This window comes from Nocardioides daedukensis (assembly GCF_013408415.1).
In the GTDB taxonomy this organism is placed as follows: domain Bacteria; phylum Actinomycetota; class Actinomycetes; order Propionibacteriales; family Nocardioidaceae; genus Nocardioides; species Nocardioides daedukensis.
This window is the reverse complement of record NZ_JACCAA010000001.1, coordinates 1,426,345-1,444,803: the sequence shown is the minus strand read 5'-3', so window position 1 is coordinate 1,444,803 and position 18,459 is coordinate 1,426,345. Positions and strand designations below refer to the sequence as shown.

At 69.5% G+C, this 18,459-nt stretch carries 15 protein-coding genes; 11 read left to right on the top strand and 4 right to left on the bottom strand.

Going from position 1 to position 18,459, the window contains the following annotated elements:
* Positions 1 to 17 precede the first annotated feature (17 nt).
* Complete coding sequence (locus BJ980_RS07205) at positions 18 to 989, top strand: ribose-phosphate diphosphokinase (RefSeq protein WP_179503795.1); 972 nt, start codon at positions 18 to 20, stop codon at positions 987 to 989.
* A gap of 152 nt (positions 990 to 1,141) precedes the next feature.
* Here the strand turns inward: BJ980_RS07205 and pepN are convergent, their stop codons facing one another.
* Positions 1,142 to 3,574 carry an aminopeptidase N gene (gene pepN / locus BJ980_RS07200; protein WP_179501668.1) on the bottom strand — a complete coding sequence of 811 codons (2,433 nt, stop codon included), beginning with the start codon at positions 3,572 to 3,574 and terminating at the stop codon, positions 1,142 to 1,144.
* Positions 3,575 to 3,795: 221 nt separating this feature from the next.
* On the opposite strand from pepN, the gene BJ980_RS07195 reads away from it, so the two are divergent.
* The 4 genes from BJ980_RS07195 (at position 3,796) to BJ980_RS07180 (ending at position 6,367) form a co-directional block, all read left to right on the top strand.
* On the top strand, positions 3,796 to 4,455 hold the full coding sequence (locus tag BJ980_RS07195) for a 50S ribosomal protein L25/general stress protein Ctc (RefSeq protein WP_179501667.1): 660 nt from the start codon (positions 3,796 to 3,798) through the stop codon (positions 4,453 to 4,455).
* An 80-nt stretch (positions 4,456 to 4,535) separates the two neighbouring features.
* On the top strand, positions 4,536 to 5,132 hold the full coding sequence (pth, locus tag BJ980_RS07190; protein ID WP_179501666.1) for an aminoacyl-tRNA hydrolase: 597 nt from the start codon (positions 4,536 to 4,538) through the stop codon (positions 5,130 to 5,132).
* 41 nt (positions 5,133 to 5,173) lie between these two features.
* Positions 5,174 to 5,929, top strand: coding sequence for an inositol monophosphatase family protein (locus BJ980_RS07185; protein ID WP_179501665.1), 756 nt, complete (start codon positions 5,174 to 5,176; stop codon positions 5,927 to 5,929).
* A 39-nt stretch (positions 5,930 to 5,968) separates the two neighbouring features.
* Positions 5,969 to 6,367: a VOC family protein gene (locus tag BJ980_RS07180; protein ID WP_179501664.1), complete on the top strand. Its 399-nt coding sequence runs from the start codon at positions 5,969 to 5,971 to the stop codon at positions 6,365 to 6,367.
* A 56-nt stretch (positions 6,368 to 6,423) separates the two neighbouring features.
* Here the strand turns inward: BJ980_RS07180 and BJ980_RS07175 are convergent, their stop codons facing one another.
* Complete coding sequence (locus tag BJ980_RS07175) at positions 6,424 to 9,042, bottom strand: DUF4153 domain-containing protein (protein ID WP_179501663.1); 2,619 nt, start codon at positions 9,040 to 9,042, stop codon at positions 6,424 to 6,426.
* Positions 9,039 to 9,752: a response regulator transcription factor gene (locus BJ980_RS07170; RefSeq protein WP_179501662.1), complete on the bottom strand. Its 714-nt coding sequence runs from the start codon at positions 9,750 to 9,752 to the stop codon at positions 9,039 to 9,041. Before BJ980_RS07170 ends, BJ980_RS07175 begins: the two co-directional genes overlap by 4 nt.
* 193 nt (positions 9,753 to 9,945) lie before the next feature.
* On the opposite strand from BJ980_RS07170, the gene BJ980_RS07165 reads away from it, so the two are divergent.
* Entirely contained in the window at positions 9,946 to 10,398 is a 453-nt protein-coding gene (locus tag BJ980_RS07165; RefSeq protein WP_179501661.1) for a Zn-ribbon domain-containing OB-fold protein, read from the top strand.
* On the top strand, positions 10,395 to 11,585 hold the full coding sequence (locus tag BJ980_RS07160; protein WP_179501660.1) for a lipid-transfer protein: 1,191 nt from the start codon (positions 10,395 to 10,397) through the stop codon (positions 11,583 to 11,585). Before BJ980_RS07165 ends, BJ980_RS07160 begins: the two co-directional genes overlap by 4 nt.
* Here the strand turns inward: BJ980_RS07160 and BJ980_RS07155 are convergent.
* Positions 11,530 to 12,513, bottom strand: coding sequence for an EamA family transporter (locus BJ980_RS07155; protein WP_218855437.1), 984 nt, complete (start codon positions 12,511 to 12,513; stop codon positions 11,530 to 11,532). The two genes, BJ980_RS07160 and BJ980_RS07155, sit on opposite strands and share 56 nt — an antisense overlap.
* 36 nt (positions 12,514 to 12,549) lie before the next feature.
* Here BJ980_RS07155 and BJ980_RS07150 point away from each other — a divergent pair, with 36 nt between their 5' ends.
* From BJ980_RS07150 to BJ980_RS07135, 4 genes are all read left to right on the top strand, one after another.
* The gene (locus BJ980_RS07150) at positions 12,550 to 13,443 is read left to right on the top strand and encodes a LysR family transcriptional regulator (RefSeq protein WP_179501659.1); all 894 of its coding nucleotides are present in this window, start codon (positions 12,550 to 12,552) and stop codon (positions 13,441 to 13,443) included.
* Between the two features lie 43 nt (positions 13,444 to 13,486).
* Positions 13,487 to 17,041: a transcription-repair coupling factor gene (gene mfd / locus BJ980_RS07145; RefSeq protein ID WP_425490291.1), complete on the top strand. Its 3,555-nt coding sequence runs from the start codon at positions 13,487 to 13,489 to the stop codon at positions 17,039 to 17,041.
* Positions 17,042 to 17,122: 81 nt separating this feature from the next.
* Complete coding sequence (locus tag BJ980_RS07140) at positions 17,123 to 17,788, top strand: hypothetical protein (protein WP_179501657.1); 666 nt, start codon at positions 17,123 to 17,125, stop codon at positions 17,786 to 17,788.
* Positions 17,781 to 18,431 (top strand): nucleoside triphosphate pyrophosphohydrolase, encoded by a 651-nt coding sequence (locus BJ980_RS07135; protein WP_179501656.1) that lies wholly within the window; start codon positions 17,781 to 17,783, stop codon positions 18,429 to 18,431. Before BJ980_RS07140 ends, BJ980_RS07135 begins: the two co-directional genes overlap by 8 nt.
* Positions 18,432 to 18,459 lie beyond the last annotated feature (28 nt).

The following is an 18,459-nucleotide window of genomic DNA, read 5'->3' as shown; positions in this document are numbered from 1 at the left end:
AATCCGGCGTGAGCGGAATGAAGAAGACGACCGAGAAGAACCTGATGGTCTTCACCGGCCGAGCACACCCCGAACTGGCCACGGCCGTCGCCGAGAAGCTCGGCACCGGTCTGGTCCCCACGTCGGCCTATGAGTTCGCCAACTCCGAGATCTATGTCCGCTACGAGGAGTCCGTCCGCGGCTGCGACGCCTTCGTGATCCAGAGCCACACCGCTCCGATCAACGAATGGATCATGGAGCACCTGATCATGGTCGACGCCCTCAAGCGTGCGTCGGCCAAGCGGATCACCGTGGTCATGCCGTTCTACGGCTACTCGCGCCAGGACAAGAAGCACCGCGGCCGCGAGCCGATCTCGGCCCGCCTGATCGCCGACCTGTTCAAGTGCGCCGGCGCCGATCGGCTGATCACCGTCGACCTGCACGCCGACCAGCTCCAAGGCTTCTTCGACGGCCCGGTGGACCACCTGATGGCGCTGCCGATCCTGGCGGACTACGTCAAGGAGAAGTACGGCGACCAGCCGCTCGCCGTGGTCTCGCCCGACGCCGGCCGGATCAAGGTCGCCGAGCGCTGGTCCGCCCGTCTCGGTGGCGTGCCGCTGGCGTTCATCCACAAGACCCGTCGCACCGACCGCCCCAACGAGACCGTCGCCAACCGCGTCGTGGGTGAGGTCAAGGGTCGCTACTGCGTGCTGACCGACGACATCATCGACACCGGCGGCACCATCGTGAAGGCCGCCGAGGCGCTGATGGAGGAGGGCGCCGCCGGTGTGATCATCGCGGCCACGCACCCGATCCTCTCCGGCCCCGCGGTGGACCGGCTGAAGAACTCCTCGGCCACCGAGGTCATCGTGACCGACACGCTGCCGCTCACCGAGGAGCAGCGCTTCGACAAGCTCACGATCCTCTCGATCGCACCGCTGCTGGGCAGCGCGATCCGCGCCGTGTTCGAGGACGGCTCAGTGACCTCGATGTTCGACGGTCACGCCTGATCCACCCTGCTGTTGCGAACGCGGCCGATTCCGGTCGGGGCCGCAACAACTGCAGGTTCGCGCCACAACAACTGACGGTTCGACGCGCAGGAAGTGCAGGTTCGAGCCGCAACAACTGCCGGTTCGACGCGCAACAACTGCAGGCTCGCGCATCAAGAGTTGCGGGATCGGGCGGCGAGGGTGACGTCCAGCTCGTCGAGGTGGTCGTTCCACTCGCGGGCGAGCACCGTCGGCAGCTCGCCTGAGCCAAGGGCTCGGGTCAGGTCCTCGCGGAACGCGCGGGCCACCTCCAGCGGCCAGGCGATGTGCGGGAACGCGTGCCCGACCACCTTGGAGAAGGCCTGACCGCGTCGCTCAGCCAGACCGGGAGCCTCGGCGACCAACCGGGCCAGGTAGTCGGCAACCAGGTCGTGCTGGCCGGGGGTCCAGAAGCCGTCACTGAGGGCGGTGAAGTCACGGTTCGCCGGCTCACCGTCGAACATCTGGCTCCAAGCCTCCTGCTTCGCCTCGGCGGTGGGGACCGCGGCGCGGCACCGCAGCCCGGCAAGGCGCCCGGCAGCGGACTGGTCACGCTCCTCCTCGGTCGCGATCATCGCGGGATCCCCGCCGAGCTCGACCAGCCGGCGTACGACGGCCCAGCGCTGCTCCTGGTCGAGCGCAGCACCGAGGTCGGTGGCGTCGTCCTCGAGCCAGCCGTGCAGCAGCTCGGTGTCGGTGGTCGTCGAGGTCAGCACGCGGGTGGCCACCACCGGGTGCCGGTGGCGGGCCAGGGTGCAGGTCGCGGCGAGCACCTCGTGCGCCTCATCGAGCCGGGCCGGGTCGAGCAGCTCGTTCACCACGAAGACCTGGGCCGCGTTGATCGCGCCCTCGAACACCATCGCGTGCTCCTCGATCGGCAGGTGCCGTGCGACCAGCTTGAGGAAGTCCTCCACCGAGGTGCGACCGCTCCGGGTCATCTCGACCAGTCCGCGCCAGAGCACCGCGCGGACCAACGGATCCGCGATCCGGCCCAGGTGCTGCTCGACGAACTCCTTGGAGACCACGTCCAGCTGGACCTGCGCGAACGTCTCGTCACCGGCGTTGGGGACGACGGCCAGGCCACGGAAGGCGGGCAGGGCGACCGGCTCGCCGGCCAGGTCGACCAGCTCGGTGCCGACCAGCTGGCCGTCGGCGGCATAGCCGTTGACGGTGAAACGGTGCGGCCGTGACCCGTCGCGGTGCAGGATCGGGACGCCGTCGCGTCGCTCGATGCGGATCGTGTCGAAGCCGGTGCTGCGCAGCCAGGACTCGGCCCAGGCCCGGACGTCACGGTCGGTGGCCGCGTCAAGGGCGTCCAGGAAGTCGGCGAGATCGGCGTTGCCGAATCGGTGCCGGCCCAGATAGGCGTTCACCCCGGCCAGGAAGGGCTCCTCGCCCAGCCAGGCCACCAGCTGGCGCAGCACTGCGTTGCCCTTGGCATAGGTGATCATGTCGAAATTGCCGAAGGCGGTGTCCACGTCGACCATCGCCTCTGCGTCCTCGGCGATCGGGTGCGTGGAGCGCAGTGCGTCGGCGCGCAGGCCCTGGGGCTTGCGGGTCTGGGCACAGGCGATCCAGCTGTCGACATAGCCCGCCGCGGTCGCCGCGACCTGATAGCCCATGTAGTCGGCGAACGACTCGTTGAGCCAGCTGTCCTCCCACCACTTCATGGTCACCAGGTCGCCGAACCACATGTGCGCCATCTCGTGCGCGATCACCATCGCGCGGGCCTGTCGCTGCATCGCGCTCGGCTCGCCCCGGAACAGGAACTCGTCGCGGAAGGTGACGCACCCCGGTGTCTCCAGGGCGCCCCAGTTTTGGCCGGGCACGAAGACCTGCTCGTAGGAGTCGAACGGATAGGGCTCGGTGAACGCTTGGGTGTAGTGGTCGAAGCAGTCGCGGGTGATCGCCTCCAGCTCCGGCGCCTGACGGTCGAGGTCGTCGGCGAGCGAACGACGGGCGTGCCAGCCGAACGGCAGACCCCTGTGGGTCGAGGTCACCGAGTGCCACGGCCCGGCACAGACCACGAAGAGGTACGTCGAGATCGGCGGGGTGCTGGTGAAGCTCCAGCGCCCGGCCTCCGAGGAGGTGGCCGCACCGTTGGCCAGCACGGTCCAGTGCTCCTCGGCGTCCACGGTCAGGGTGATCGGGGCCTTGAGGTCGGGCTGGTCGAAGCAGGCGAAGACAGTGGAGGCGATGTCCATCCCGCAGTAGGCCGACACGTAGCGTTCACCGTCGGCGGGATCAGTGAACGTGTGCATCCCGTCGCCGTTGGTGACATAGGGGAGCCGAGCGGTCACGACGAGCTCGTTGCGCTCCTGCAGGTCCGACAGCGCGAGCCGGCCATCGGCATACGCCTGTGCCGGCAGCGTCACGCCGTTCAGCGTGGCCTGCACGGACTCAGCGTCGGCCAGCTCGATGAACGTCTGCGCGGTGCGGCTGGTGAAGTGCACAGTCGTGGAGGAGGTGAAGGCCTCGGGGGAGGTGAGGTCGAGGTGCACGTCGTACGCCGTCACCGCCAGGTCTGCGGCACGGGTGCGGGACTCGGTAAGGGTCAGCGAAGGCATGGCACCGAACCTACCTGCGCAGCGATTCGCGACGCGGACCCCTTCTCGCCTAGACTTCTGGGGTTGCCTCGGCGAGGGAGCGCTGCACTGCGCAGGGACTCCGTGATCGACAGGGCGGGTGTGTTGAACTGCGCCGCGCTCCGATCCGGATGCGCGGCGTTCGTCGTTCCACGGCCCGATCACGCCGGGGCCCACCGTTCTCACCACCATCAGGAGAAGAAATGTCTGCCGAGAAGATCTCTGCCACCACCCGTACCGAGTTCGGCAAGGGCGCCGCCCGCCGCGCGCGTCGTGCCAACACCATCCCCGCCGTGATCTACGGCCACGGCAACGACCCGATGCACATCGTGCTGCCGACCCACGCGACCACGATGGCGCTGCGCCACGGTGGCGCCAACGCCCTGCTCGAGCTCGACATCGAGGGCACCACCCAGCTCGCGCTGACCAAGGCCATCCAGGTCGACCCGATCAAGCGCCTGATCGAGCACATCGACTTCGTGGCCGTCCGCAAGGGCGAGAAGGTCACCGTCGACGTCCAGATCCTGCTCGTCGGTGACGCGGCCAAGGAGACCCTGGTCGTCCTCGAGAACCCGTCGATCTCCGTCGAGGCCGAGGCCACCCACATCCCCGAGTCCTTCGAGGTCTCCATCGAGGGCCTCGAGTCGGGCACCCAGATCTTGGCCAGCCAGGTCGAGCTGCCCAAGGGCACCACGCTGCTCTCCGACGAGGAGCTCCTGATCGTCAACATCACCGACGCGCCCACCACGGAGCAGATCGAGGCCGAGCTCGAAGAGGCCGAGGCCGAGGCCGGCATCGAGAAGGACGAGTCCGAGGTTCCCGAGGTCGGCGAAGAGGCCGCCGAGGGCGACTCCGAGGCGTGATCTTCGCAGGGACTGCCCCGGGCCGCGCCTGGGGCAGGGCCCTGTCACGCATCACCGGGAGAGGCCGGGATACTTCGTTCATGACCGAGCAGACGGACGTGTGGCTCGTGGTCGGACTGGGGAATCCCGGCCCTTCCTATGCCGGGCACCGACACAACATCGGCTATCTCGTCACCGACGAGCTGGCCTCCCGGATGGGTTCGCCCTTCCGCGCGCACAAGTCCGGCCGGGCCGACGTGGTCGAGGGTCGGCTGACCCCACCCGGCGTACCGGGCCCGCGAGTGGTGCTGATGCGCGGCCGCGGCTACATGAACGAGTCCGGTGGTCCGGTCTCGACGGTGGCCAAGTTCTACGGCGTCCCGGCCGAGCGGATCATCGCGATCCACGACGAGCTGGACATCGACTTCGGCACGCTGCGACTCAAGTTCGGTGGCGGCGACAACGGCCACAACGGCCTGCGCTCGATGCGCTCGTCGCTTGGCACCGGTGACTTCTTCCGGGTGCGGGCCGGGATCGGCCGCCCGCCGGGTCGACAGCCGGTCGCCGACTTCGTGCTCTCCAACTACTCCACGACCGAGAAGAAGGAACTGCCCTTCCAGATCGGCGATGCCGCCGACGCGATCGAGATGCTGATCAGCGAGGGCCTGGCCAAGACCCAGTCCCGGTTCAACTCCTGACACGACCGTGTGGCGGGTCCGATCCTGACTAGGGTGGTCGGGTGAACGACGTACCCGCCGACGACCACCACTTCGCAGCCTGGCTGGCCGAGCAGGCCGGCGTCCGGCTCCTCTCCGTGCGCCAGGAGGGCCTCGAGGGCCGAGCACTCAAGGACGCCGGCGATACCGCCGCACAGCTGCTGATCGCGCAGCTGCTCGCCGAGCACCGGCCCGACGACGCGGTGCTGTCCGAGGAGGCGACCGATGACAAGGACCGCCTGGGCGCCGACCGGGTCTGGATCATCGATCCGCTCGACGGCACTCGCGAGTTCTCCGAGCCGCCCCGTGACGACTGGGCTGTCCACGTCGCGCTGTGGGAGCGCGGCGAGCTCACGGTCGGCGCCGTCGCGCAGCCGGCGCTGGGGGAGACCTTCAGCACCGCCGCACCGACAGCAGTACCGGAGCGTACGTCGTACCGCCCCCGGATCGCGGTCTCCCGCTCGCGCCCACCGGCCTTCGTGGAAGCCCTGGCCGCCGAGCTCGATGCCGAGCTGGTGCCGATGGGCTCGGCCGGTGTGAAGGTGATCTCGGTGGTCCGGGACGTGGCCGACGCCTATGTGCACGCCGGTGGGCAATATGAGTGGGACAACGCCGCACCGGTCGCGGTGGCCCGCGCGGCCGGACTGTTCTGCTCACGTGTGGACGGCTCCGAGCTGGTCTACAACAAGGACGATGTGTCTTTGCCCGACCTGATCGTGTGCCGACCGGAGCTGGCCGAGAAGATCGTGGACTTCGTCAAGCGCAACGGGGTCGATTGAGCCCTTGCCCTCTCGGGTCCGGGACGGCAGCGTGGCGCCATGACCTGTTTCGTGTCGCACACGTCCGTCGACTGCCGTAATGCCTATGAGCTCTCCGAGTGGTGGAAGACGCTGCTGGGCTATGTCGACGAGGAGGACGAGCCCAACGAGCCCGGGCACGAGGAGTGCATGATCCAGAGTCCGGACGGTGAGCACCGGATCCTGTTCATCGAGGTGCCCGATGCCAAATCGGTGAAGAACCGGCTCCACTTCGACCTGCGGCCAGCTGCCGTCTCTCGCGACGAGGAGGTCGAGCGAGTCCTGGCGCTCGGCGCGACCCAGATCGACGACCAGCGCGGAAAGTACGGTCCCGGTTCGGGGTGGGTGGTGCTGGCCGATCCGGAGGGCAACGAGTTCTGCATCCTGCGCTCCGAGGAGGAGGTCGCCGCGATCGGTTGACCCGCCCGGGTCAGTGTTCAGGTGAGCTGTTCGGATCACCCAGTCGGATCACTCGTTCAGGGCCGTCTCGTCGTGTCCGTGGAGATGCACGTCGGTGACAGTGACGCGGGTTCGCCGCTGAGTTCACTCTGTGCTCGGGCCCGACCGAGGTTCCACTCGAGCCAGTCGTCGTCGGAGATGGAGCGTCCGTCCAGGGCGCACTCGACCACGTCGTCGTCGAGCGTGGCCAGCACCGGGACCGCGTCGTCGGAGAGATCCTGCAGATAGAGCCAGTCGACCTTGCCGGTCTCGGCATAGCGGTCGATGTTCTGCTGGGCGACCCAGGCGTCCGGATTGAGAACGGCCAACCCGAGCAGCAGTCCGGCTCCGCTCAGCAGGGCCGCACGAGGCAGCCACGCACCCCGCAGGGTGGTGCCGGCGACCATCACCGCGATCACCACCAGCCCCAGCCAACCCTCGAAGACGTCGACGAGCAGGCGCAGCTGGGTGAAGCCGTAGGCCTCCTGATAGACGTGCATCCGGTAGAGCGCGGAGGCCACCACGACCAGGGTCAGCACGCACAGCAGGCCGAGGGATCCGCGCAGCCAGGTGCGATCGGCACTCGTTGCCACCGGCGCCTTGCGAGCAGCTGCCCAGACCACCAGCAGGGTCAGGATCGTGGCGACCGTCAGCTGGCCGAATCCTTGGTGGACGTATTCGGCATAGGTGAGCCCGGTGGTCTGCTCGAGGTAGCCGTGCCCGCCGAAGATCACGGTGGCCTGGACGATCAGGAACGCGACGAACACCGCGTCGACCAGCAGCACCGGTACCAGCCACTCATATCGACTTGCCACCGGGCGCACCCGGCCGGTGGCGGCCTCGACCTGTGGCGGGTTGAGCCCGAGGTAGGTCGCGGCCAGTACGACGCCACCGACGGCGACGGTGATGAAGGCGCGCAGCACGAACGTGTCGATGGTCAAGTCGGGGACGAGCGCGTCGACCCACTCGGCGAACAGGGCATCGGCAGAGGCGAACAGCAGCGCGAAGACACTGACTCCGAGCAGCGAGATGAGTGCGGTGCGGATGGCGGCGGCACTCGCCCCGCCACCGGTGAGCGCGCGCAGCGAACGACCCAGCCAGGGCAGCCCGCGGAGTCCGGCCAGCGGCCACGCGATCCCGGAGATGATGAAACCGGGCAGGGTGCGCCCGTTCGCGAGTCCGGCCATGCAGAGCGCGCCACCGGCCAGCAGGCACAGGATGACGATCCACTCGGCGTCCCGCAGGGCGGCCGTGCTGGCCAGCAGCAGGCACAGTGCCGCGCAGGTGAGGGTGAACGGCGAGCGGCGGTTGCGGCTGAAGCCGAGGATGACGCCGCCGGACGCGACCAGCACGATCGCCGTGCCGAGGCCGAGATCGCGGAAGGGCAGGATGGCAGCCGCGAGCAGGCCGACGGCCAGGCAGGCAAGGACCGCGGGCACGTTGGCGGGCATCGATCGCTCGGGCCAGAACCTGCCGAAGAGGTCGTCCAGGAAGGGTTCCGGTCGCGTGCCGGGCGCACCGGGGTGGGCCGGCGGGGCGGGCGGGTACGACGGTTTGCTGGGGCTGGGCACGATGGCCTCCTGGTCGGTCGGGGGCAGCGCAAGCGGAGCGGGTGCCCGGGCGGTGCCGGGACGGTGCGGCTCGCGCGGGAAGGTGGCCCGGACGCGGGCCCCGGAGGTCTCCGGGTCGACGAAGGCGATGGATCCGCCGTGCAGGTCGGTGACCCAGCGAGCGATGGCCAGCCCGAGGCCGGTACCGCCGCCTCCGCCGGTCTCGGAGAGGTTGTCGCCGAGGGTGCCGAAGCGCTCGAAGACCCGTTCGCGGTCGGCGGCCGGAATGCCGGGTCCCTGATCGGTGACCTCGAGCGCCCAGCCGTCAGGAGTGGCGGCTGCGGTGAGCCTGACCTGGCCGGCCGAAGGACTGTGCCGCGACGCATTGTCCAGCAGGTTGGCAACGAGCTGACGCAGTCGCGCCGGGTCTGCGGACGCAGTCAGGTCGCGGGGCTCGACCTGCACGGCGTAGGTCACGTCGCGACTCGAGAACCCAGCCTCGGCGACGGCACGCTCGAGGAGGTCGCGCAGGGGAACCGGCTCGGTGGACAGGGCGGCCTTCCCGGCATCCACCCGAGCAAGGTCGAGCAGGTCGGTGGCCAGGGCGGAGAGTCGTTCGGCCTGCTCGAGTGCGGTGCCCAGCGTCTCCGGGTCGGGCTCGGCGACGCCGTCCGCGAGGTTCTCCAGCACCGCACAGAGCGCAGCGAGGGGGGTGCGGATCTCGTGGCTCACGTTGGCGACCAGCTCACGACGCTGCCGGTCGACGCCGGCCAGGTCCTCGGCCATCCGGTTGAAGGCCCTGCCCAGCTCGCCGATCTCATCACTGGAGGAGGCAGTGACCCGCACGGAGTAGTCGCCGCGCGCCATCCGCCGGGAAGCGACGGTCATCTCACGCAGGGGGGAGGTCATGCCGCTGGCGAGCAGCTGTGTGACGGCGAGTGCGAGGCCGACGGTCACCGGCAGCCCGAGCCAGAGCGGGACCCCGGCTCGTTCTCCGAGGGCGCCGACCAAAGCCGCAACCACGACGCTGGCCGCGACGAGGACACCGAGCTTGATCTTGACCGACCGTACGCCGTCCAGCAGCGGCTGCCTGTTGGTTCCGCTCATGGCTGGGCCACCGGCTCGAGCGCATAGCCGACGCCGTGCACGGTGCGGACCCGTTGGGCACCGATCTTGGCCCGGAGTGCCTTCACGTGACTGTCCACGGTCCGGGTCCCGGTGGCGCCCGACCAGCCCCACACCTCGGCGTACAGCCTCTCGCGGGCCAACACCGTCCCCGGTGCCGCGGCCAGGCAGAGCAGCAGGTCGAACTCGGTCGGAGTCAGGTGGATCTCCTCGCCGGCAACCCGCACCCGGCGGCTCGCGGAGTCGATGTCCAGGTCGCCGAGGTCGGGCTTCGGCGCGGTCCGCGAGGCAAGCTCCTCGGCCCGTTCGACCCGGCGGAGCAGGGCCGCGACCCGGGCAACCATCTCCCGCATCCGGAACGGCTTGGTCATGTAGTCGTCGGCGCCGACGCCGAGCCCGACCAGGATGTCGGCCTCGTCGTCGCGGGCAGTCAGCATCAGCACCGGCACCGGACGCGAGGCCTGGATGCGGCGGCACACCTCGTGTCCGTCGAAGCCGGGCAGCATCACGTCGAGCAGGACCAGATCGGGGGCAGTCTCCTCGAAGCGGGCCACCGCGTCCGGCCCGTCGAAGGCCTGGACCACGTCATAGCCGGTGCCGCGGAGCCGGTCGGTGACGGCCTGATTGATGACCGGCTCGTCCTCGACGACGAGGATCCTGGCCGTAGTGGTGTTGGGTGCGCCGTCTGCCATGTGAGCGAGCCTAGGAGTGCGAGTGGTCAGGATGTGCGGATGACTCGTGAAGGTTCTGTGCAGGTCTCGGTCCAGGGGCCGGCATCAACGAGGGATCGGCCCGGTGGGTGGGACCGTCGCGGGCAACGAACGTGGATCGATGGCACAATAGGAACCTGTTCTAGTTTTGTCGTCGCATGCCCGAAGGGGAGAGATGAGCACACCTGCCATCGAAGGCTGGTTCACCACCGGCCCGGAGCCGGCGCTGTTGGCGTCGGCGTGCACGGAGTGCGGCAACCTCGCATTCCCCGCCGAGCGTGAGTTCTGCAAGAACCCGGCCTGCTCGGGGGAGTCCTTCGAGACCCGCGAGCTCTCCCGCCGCGGCACGGTGTGGTCCTACACCGACGCCCAGTACCAGCCGCCGGCCCCATACATCCCCGCCGCGGACCCCTACGTCCCGTTCGCGCTTGCCGCGGTCGAGCTCCCCGAGGGCCTGGTCATCCTGGGCCAGTTGGCCAACGGCTTCGGCGTGAACGACGTCAAGGTCGGCTCGCCGGTCGAGCTGGTCGTGGAGACCGCCTGGACCGACGAGGACGGCGAGAAGACGATGTGGAAGTGGCTGCCGACCCGATCGGACAACGAAGCAGAGCAGGAGTCGGTCAAGTGACCAAGGACGTCGTCGTTGCCGGAGTCGGCATGCACCCCTGGGGCAAGTGGGGTCACTCGTTCGTGAAGTACGGCGTCGCCGCGGCCCGCACCGCGCTCGCAGACGCCGGGATCGACTGGCGCGACGTCGGCCTGGTGGTCGGCGGCGAGACCGTTCGCAACGGGTACGCCGGCTATGTCGCCGGCTCCACGTTCGCCCAGGCGCTGGGTTGGAACGGGGCCCGCATTGCCACGTCGTACGCCGCCTGCGCGACCGGTTCGCAGGCCCTCGACACCGCTCGCTCCCGCATCCTCGCCGGCCAGTGCGACGTCGCCCTCGTGGTCGGCGCCGACACCACCCCCAAGGGCTTCCTGGCTCCCAACGCCGGTGAGCGCTGGGACGACCCGGACTGGCTGCGCTTCCGGCTGATGGGGATGACCAACCCCGGCTACTTCGGGCTCTACGCCCGCCGCCGGATGGACCTCTACGGGGCCACCAGCGAGGACTTCGCCGCGGTCAAGGCGAAGAACTCCCGCCACGGCCTGGCCAACCCGAACGCGCGCTATCGCAAGGAGGTCAGCGTCGAGGACGTGGTGAACTCCGCGATCGTCTCCGACCCGCTGCACCTGCTCGACATCTGTGCCACCTCCGACGGGGGAGCGGCAGTGGTCCTGGTCTCCGAGGAGTACGCCGCGAAGCACGGCCTCACCGACCCGGTGCGGATCAAGGCGATCTCGACGGTCACCCCGACGTTCCCGCAGACCGTCATCGACATGCCGCTCTTCTCGACCGAGGCCACCAACGTGGTCGGCGCGGGCGAGCGGACCTTCAAGGAGTCGCTCGCCGACGCTGCCTACGAGGAAGCCGGTATCGGCCCCGACGACGTGGACGTGGCCGAGGTCTATGACCTCTCCACCGCGCTCGAGCTGGACTGGATCGAGGACCTCGGCCTGGCCAAGCGCGGCGAGGCGGAAGCCCTGCTGCGTGCCGGCGACACCACCATCGGTGGCCGGATCCCGGTCAACCCGTCCGGTGGGCTGGCCTGCTTCGGCGAGGCCGTCCCCGCTCAGGCGCTGGCACAGGTCTGCGAGCTCACCTGGCAGCTGCGTGGCCAGGCAGAGGGTCGGCAGGTGGAGGGCGCGCGCGTCGGGATCACCGCAAACCAGGGACTCTTCGGTCACGGCTCCTCGGTGATCGTGGCTCGCTGACTTCCGCGGGCGGGGTCTCCGCCCGGGTCGTCGGCAGCCGACTGCCCAGGAGGACTCCGCTCACCACCAGCACGGCCCCGGCGAGCTCGCCGGGGCTCGTGGTCTCGCCGAGCATGAGCCAGGCGGCGCTCATGCCGACGACCGGCACCAGCATCGAGAACGGCGCCACGACACCGGCCGGGTGACGGCTCATCAGCCAGGACCAGACGCCCGAGCCGGCGATCGTCCCGATCAGCACCGTGTAGGCCAGGCCCAGCAGGGCGGGTGTCGCCCCGGGCTGGTCCAGGGTGGTCATCGACTCGGTGATCCGGCCCGGTCCCTCGAAGACCAGGGCCAGGACCAGCATCGGCGCCACCGGCACCACGGACATCCAGAGCGTGAAGACCAACGGGTCCGGCGCCTTGGCCCGGGCGTTGCAGATGTTGCCGATCGCCCAGCCGAACGCGCCAGCCAGCACCAGCAGGAAGGGCAGCACCGAGGCGGCCTCGGTGCGCTGCCAGCCGACCACGGCCAGGCCGGCGACGGCCACCAGGATCCCCAGCACCCGACTTCCGCTGACCCGGTCGCGCGCCACGGTGGCCCCCAGCAGCACGGTGAACGGGGCCGATGCCTGGAGGACCAGGGAGGCGAGTCCAGCCGGCATGCCGGCGGCCATTCCCCAATAGAGGAAGAGGAACTGCAGGGTCCCGAAGCCGAGGCCATAGCCGATCAGCCAGCGCAGCTCCACGGCCGGCCTGGGCACCAGGAGCACGGTGGGCACGGCGATCAAGGCGAATCGCAGCGCCGCCAGGAACAGCGGCGGGAAGTGCTCCAGCGATGCATGGATGGCGATGAAGTTGAGCCCCCACATGACGGCGACGGAGCAGGCGAGCAGACGGTGGTTGACGGGCACGCCGACCATGGTTCCCGGGTCGCCAGTGAAGAACAAGCGAATAGTCCTTCAAGAACTCTGTAGGCTGCCTGCATGGATGTTCGGCACCTCGAGCTGCTCCGTGATCTCTCGGTGCGTGGCAGCGTCACCGCGGTGGCCCGGGCCACCCACCGCACCCCGTCTGCGGTGAGTCAGCAGTTGCGCACCGCGCAGCGCGAATTCGGGACTCAGCTCGTCGAGCCGGCCGGGCGCGGACTCCGGCTCACGCCGGCCGGGGAACTGCTGGCCCAGTGCGGACACGACGTCGCACGGGTGGTGGCCCAGGTGCAGGCCCGGTGGGACGCCTTCCGCGGCCAACCCTCCGGCACCGTCTCGGTCGCCGGCCTGCCCAGTGCCGCGACCTACCTGCTCCCGAAGGCCCTCGGTGCGCTCGACGAGACCGGGATCGACCTGGTCTTCACCGACGTGGACGTCGCCGAGCGGGCCTTTGCCGACCTGGTCACCGAGCACGACATCGTGATCGCCCACAGCCTCACCTCGCACGCACCCGCCGGCACCGAGGGCCTGGTCACCGTCGAGCTGGTCCGTGAGCCCCTCGACGTGGCGATGGCCGCCAACCACGCGCTCGCCGCGCGCGACGACGTACGTCCCGAGGACCTGGTGGACCAGGAGTGGATCGGCGTGCCGATCGGCTTCCCCTTCGACGTGGTCCGCCTCGCCGTAGAGGAGGCAACGGGACAGCAGGTCCGGGTGGTGCAGCGGATGCGCGACAACAGGCTGATCGAGGCGCTCGTCGTGGCCAGCGACAAGGTCGCGATCCTGCCCCGGTTCACCTCACCCCAGGGCAAGGATGTCGTCCTGCGGCCATTGCGCGGGATCTCCACCGCGCGGCACATCTTCGCGGTGATGCGCCCCGACCGCGCCGAGCGGTTGGCCGTGCAGACGGTCGTCGGCGCGCTCGAAGAGGCTGTCCCAGCAGCGACGTAGGATGGCCTGCGTCCACCCCCTGTCAGCCTGACCGGGGGCTGCCGTGTTGTCGGAAGGTTCCACCGTGCGTCTCCAAGGCTTGGCCGATGTCGTCCTCGCGAACAAGGCGCTCTCCGGCGCACTGGCAGATGCCCGCAGCGTCAATGCCCTCGACCTGACCGGGCCCGCCGGCATCCGGCCGTTCATGGTGGCCGGGCTGGTCCGCGAGGGCCGGTCGGTCCTGGCCGTCACCGCGACTCAGCGCGAGGCCGAGGACCTGGTCGCCTCGCTCAACGAGCTGGTCGACGCCGACAAGGTGGCCTACTTCCCCAGCTGGGAGACCCTCCCGCACGAGCGGCTCAGCCCGCGCAGCGACACCATCGGCCAGCGGCTCGCCGTGCTCCGTCGGATCACGCACCCCGCCGAGGGTGAGATCCAGGTCGTCGTGGCGCCGGTGCGCAGCGTGCTCCAGCCGCAGGTCAAGGGCCTCGGGGACCTCGCGCCGGTGGAGGTCCGCAAGGGCGACACCGTCGAGATCGACGACATCGCCAGACGACTCAGCGACGCCGCCTACTCCCGTGTCGACCTGGTCGAGCGGCGCGGCGAATATGCCGTCCGCGGTGGCATCGTCGACATCTTCCCGCCGACCGAGGAGCATCCGCTCCGGATCGAGTTCTGGGGCGACGACGTCGAGGAGATCCGCAGCTTCTCCGTCGCCGACCAGCGCACGCTCGAGCCCCACGAGAGGCTCTGGGCGCCGCCGTGTCGCGAGCTCCTGATGACCGAGGACGTACGCCGACGCGCGGCCGAGCTCGGTGAGGCGCACCCGCAGCTCAAGGAGCTGACCGAGAAAATCGCCAACGGGATCGCAGTCGAGGGCATGGAGTCGCTGGCCCCGGTGCTGGTCGACGAGATGGAGCTCCTGGTCGACCTGCTGCCCGACAACACCAGCGTGCTCGTCCTGGACCCCGAGCGGGTCCGGGCCCGGGCCCACGACCTGGTCGCGACGTCCGAGGAGTTCCTCGGCGCCTCCTGGGCGGCCGCGGCAAGCGGCGGCGTGGCGCCGATCGACCTCGGGGCGGCGTCCTACAAGTCGCTCGGCGAGGTGCGCGAGCACACCATCGGCCGCGGCCTGGCCTGGTGGTCGATCAGCCCGTTCGGGCTCGACGACTCCGGTGAGGCCGTGCCCGGGAACATCGACCCGGACGCCCCCGACGTACGCACGGTCGAGGTGAACCCGGCCGAGGCCTATCGCGGCGACGTCGCGGCAGCGGTGCGCGACGTGAAGGACTGGCTGGACCGGGGCAAGCGCGTCTTCGTGGTCCGCGAGGGTCTCGGCCCGGCCGAGCGCACCGTCGAGGTCCTCGGTGAGAACGAGATCGCCGCCCGCCTGGTCGAGGACGGCACCGTCACCGACCCGGGCGTCGTGACCGTCGTCCACGCCCAGCTGATCCAGGGCCTGGTCGGCCCCGACTTCGCAGTTCTCACCGGCGAGGACATCTCCGGCCAGAAGTCCTCGACGCGCGACATGCGCAAGCTGCCCGCGCGCCGCAAGAAGCAGATCGACCCACTCGAGCTGAAGCCGGGCGACTACGTGGTGCACGAGCAGCACGGGGTGGGCCGCTATGTCGAGATGAAGCAGCGCGAGGTGCAGGGCGCGACCCGCGAATACCTCGTGCTCGAATATGGCGCCTCCAAGCCCAAGTCCGGACAGCGCGCCGCCGGCGACAGACTCTACGTGCCGGCCGACGCGCTGGACCAGGTCACCCGCTACGTCGGCGGCGAGGCGCCGAGCCTGGACCGGCTCGGCGGCGCGGACTGGACCAAGCGCAAGAGCAAGGCACGCAAGGCGGTCCGGCAGATCGCAGCCGAGCTGATCAAGCTGTACGCCGCCCGCCAGGCCACCAAGGGCTACGCCTTCGGACCCGACACCCCGTGGCAGCGCGAGCTCGAGGACGCGTTCCCGTTCCAGGAGACCGCCGACCAGCTCAGCACCGTCGACGAGGTGAAGTCCGACATGATGCAGCAGGTCCCGATGGACCGGCTGGTCTGCGGTGACGTCGGCTACGGCAAGACCGAGATCGCGGTGCGTGCGGCCTTCAAGGCGGTCCAGGACGGCAAGCAGGTCGCCGTCCTCGTCCCCACCACGCTCCTGGTCACCCAGCACCTGTCCACCTTCGAGGAGCGGATGAGTGGGTTCCCGGTCAACCTCAAGCCGCTCTCGCGGTTCCAGACCGACAAGGAGGCCAAGGCCGTCCTGGAGGGCCTGGCCGACGGCAGCATCGACATCGTCATCGGCACCCACCGACTGCTCAACTCCGACATCCGGTTCAAGGACCTCGGGCTGATCATCGTCGACGAGGAGCAGCGCTTCGGGGTCGAGCACAAGGAGAAGATGAAGCAGCTGCGGACCAGCGTCGACGTCCTGGCGATGTCCGCGACGCCGATCCCACGCACCCTGGAGATGGCGATCACCGGCATCCGGGAGATGTCGACGATCGCCACCCCGCCCGAGGAACGGCACCCGGTGCTGACCTATGTCGGTGGCTACGAGGACCGACAGGTCGTGGCCGCGATCCGGCGCGAGCTGCTGCGCGAGGGCCAGGTCTTCTACATCCACAACCGAGTCCAGTCGATCGAGAAGGCCGCGCAGAAGCTGACCGAGCTCGTCCCCGAGGCCCGTGTCGCCACCGCGCACGGACAGATGAACGAGCGCCAGCTGGAGCAGGTGATGCTCGACTTCTGGGAGAAGCGCTTCGACGTGCTCGTCTGCACCACGCTGGTGGAGTCGGGGCTCGACGTCTCCAACGCCAACACGATGATCATCGAGCGCTCGGACACGCTCGGGCTCTCCCAGCTGCACCAGCTGCGGGGCCGCGTGGGCCGCTCACGCGAGCGCGCCTATGCCTACTTCCTCTATCCCACCGAGAAGCCGCTCACCGAGACCGCGCACGAGCGGCTGGCCACCCTGGCCCAGCACTCCGATCTCGGCGGGGGCATGGCGATCGCGATGAAGGACCTCGAGATCCGCGGCGCCGGCAACCTGCTCGGTGGCGAGCAGTCCGGGCACATCGCCGACGTCGGCTTCGACCTCTATGTGCGCCTGGTCGGGGAGGCCGTCACTGAGTTCCGTGGCGATGCCGAGCCGGAGCTGGCAGAGGTTCGCATCGAGGTGCCCATCGACGCGCACCTGCCACACGACTACATCCCCTCGGAGCGGTTGCGCCTCGAGATGTACAAGGCCCTCTCCGAGGTCCGCTCGGACGAGGACGTGGCGCGGATCCGCGAGGAGATGCTGGATCGCTACGGCAATCCGCCCAAGAGCGTCTCCAGCCTGCTCGAGGTGGCCAGCTTCCGTGCGCGTGCCCGCCAGGCCGGGATCGCCGAGGTCACCCTGGCCGGCAAGAACATCAGGTTCTCGCCGGTGGCCCTGCCGGAGTCGCGGCAGGTCCGGCTCGGGATGATCTATCCGAAGAGCCTCTACAAGTCGGCCACCGACACTGTCCTGGTGCCCCGCCCGACGGTGCCGGGCGGACACATCCGGGACGAGGAGCTGCTGACCTGGGCCAGGCACGTGATCGATGCGGTCCTGGACCCGCCGGCCAAGAAGGTCGAGTGAGTCGACGGGCCAGACGTGAGCACGGTCACGCTGCCTGCTTGAATGGGGCACGCTGACCAACCGGACTCGAGGAGAACCATCGTGAGGATCCAGCGGCGTCTTGCCAGCGTCACCGCCGTGAGCGCCGTGACCCTGTTCGGGCTGACGGCGTGCGGGGGCGACCTCGGACCCGAGCTGCACCCGGGAACGGCCGCGGCGGTGGGGGACTCGTCCATCTCGATCAGCACCGTCGACGACAAGTCCGAGCAGCTGTGCCGGTTCGGCGTCGAGACCGGCCAGCTCGAGGGGGCCGTGCCGATGGCCTCGGTGCGCAGCTCCTACGTCCAGGCCTACGTCGACCACCAGCTCGCCGAGCAATATGTCGAGCACATCGACGCCGCGAACGACCCCACCCTGCTCGCACAGGTCAAGGAGGCCCGATCGGGGATGGAGGCCCAGCTCGAGCAGGTTCCGTCGACGCTGCGCCCGATCTTCGAGGACATGGCCTCGAAGTCGAGCTACATCGAGATCGTCCAGGGACTCGGCGGCGAGGACTACAAGAAGTGGGCGGCCGAGGTCGACGTGCAACGCGATCCGCGGTTCCCGGCCCTCGACGAACAGGGCATGGTCACCACGGCCAACGAGCTGTCGGTGCCGGTCAGCGACCTGGCCCGAGCAGCGGTCTCGGCCGAGAGCCAGCAGGAGTACGACGCCTACGTGGCCTCCCTGCCCGAGTCCCAGAAGTGCGGCACCACGCCGGATGCCTGAGCAGTCGCGCCGGTCCCTTCCGGTGGCCGACGGTGAGCCGCTGGTCGAGTTCATCGCGCTGATGGCGCGGATGCGAGCCGAGTGCGCCTGGAAGGCGGGGCAGACCCACGGGTCGCTGGCCCGGTTCCTGCTCGAGGAGGCCCACGAGACCCTGGAGGCGATCGACTCCGGTGATCCGGTGCACCTGCGCGAGGAGCTCGGCGACCTGCTGCTGCAGGTCTACTTCCACTCCGAGATCGCCCGCGAAGCGGGAGAGTTCACCATCGACGACGTCGTGGCGGGCCTGAGCGAGAAGATGATCCGCCGCAACCCGCACATCTTCACCGATGGCGGCGATCGCCCCACGGATCCGGCCGCCATCGACGAGCTCTGGCAGCAGATGAAGGCCGAGGAGAAGCGGCGTACCTCCGTGTTCGACGGGATCCCGCCGACCCTGCCTGCGCTGTTGCTGGCCTACAAGGTCCTCGAGCGCCTCGAGCGGGCCGGGACCCCCGCGGAGTCCGCCACCTCGTCAGCGTCCGCACAAGGCGACGGAGCAGAGGACGAGATCGGGCGCCGACTGCTCGGCGTCGTGGAGGACGCCCGTCGCGCGGGAGTGGACCCGGAGCGGGCCCTGCGCACCGTGGTACGCCGTCTCGGTTGAGCGATCGCCGACCCGGCGCGCACCCGAG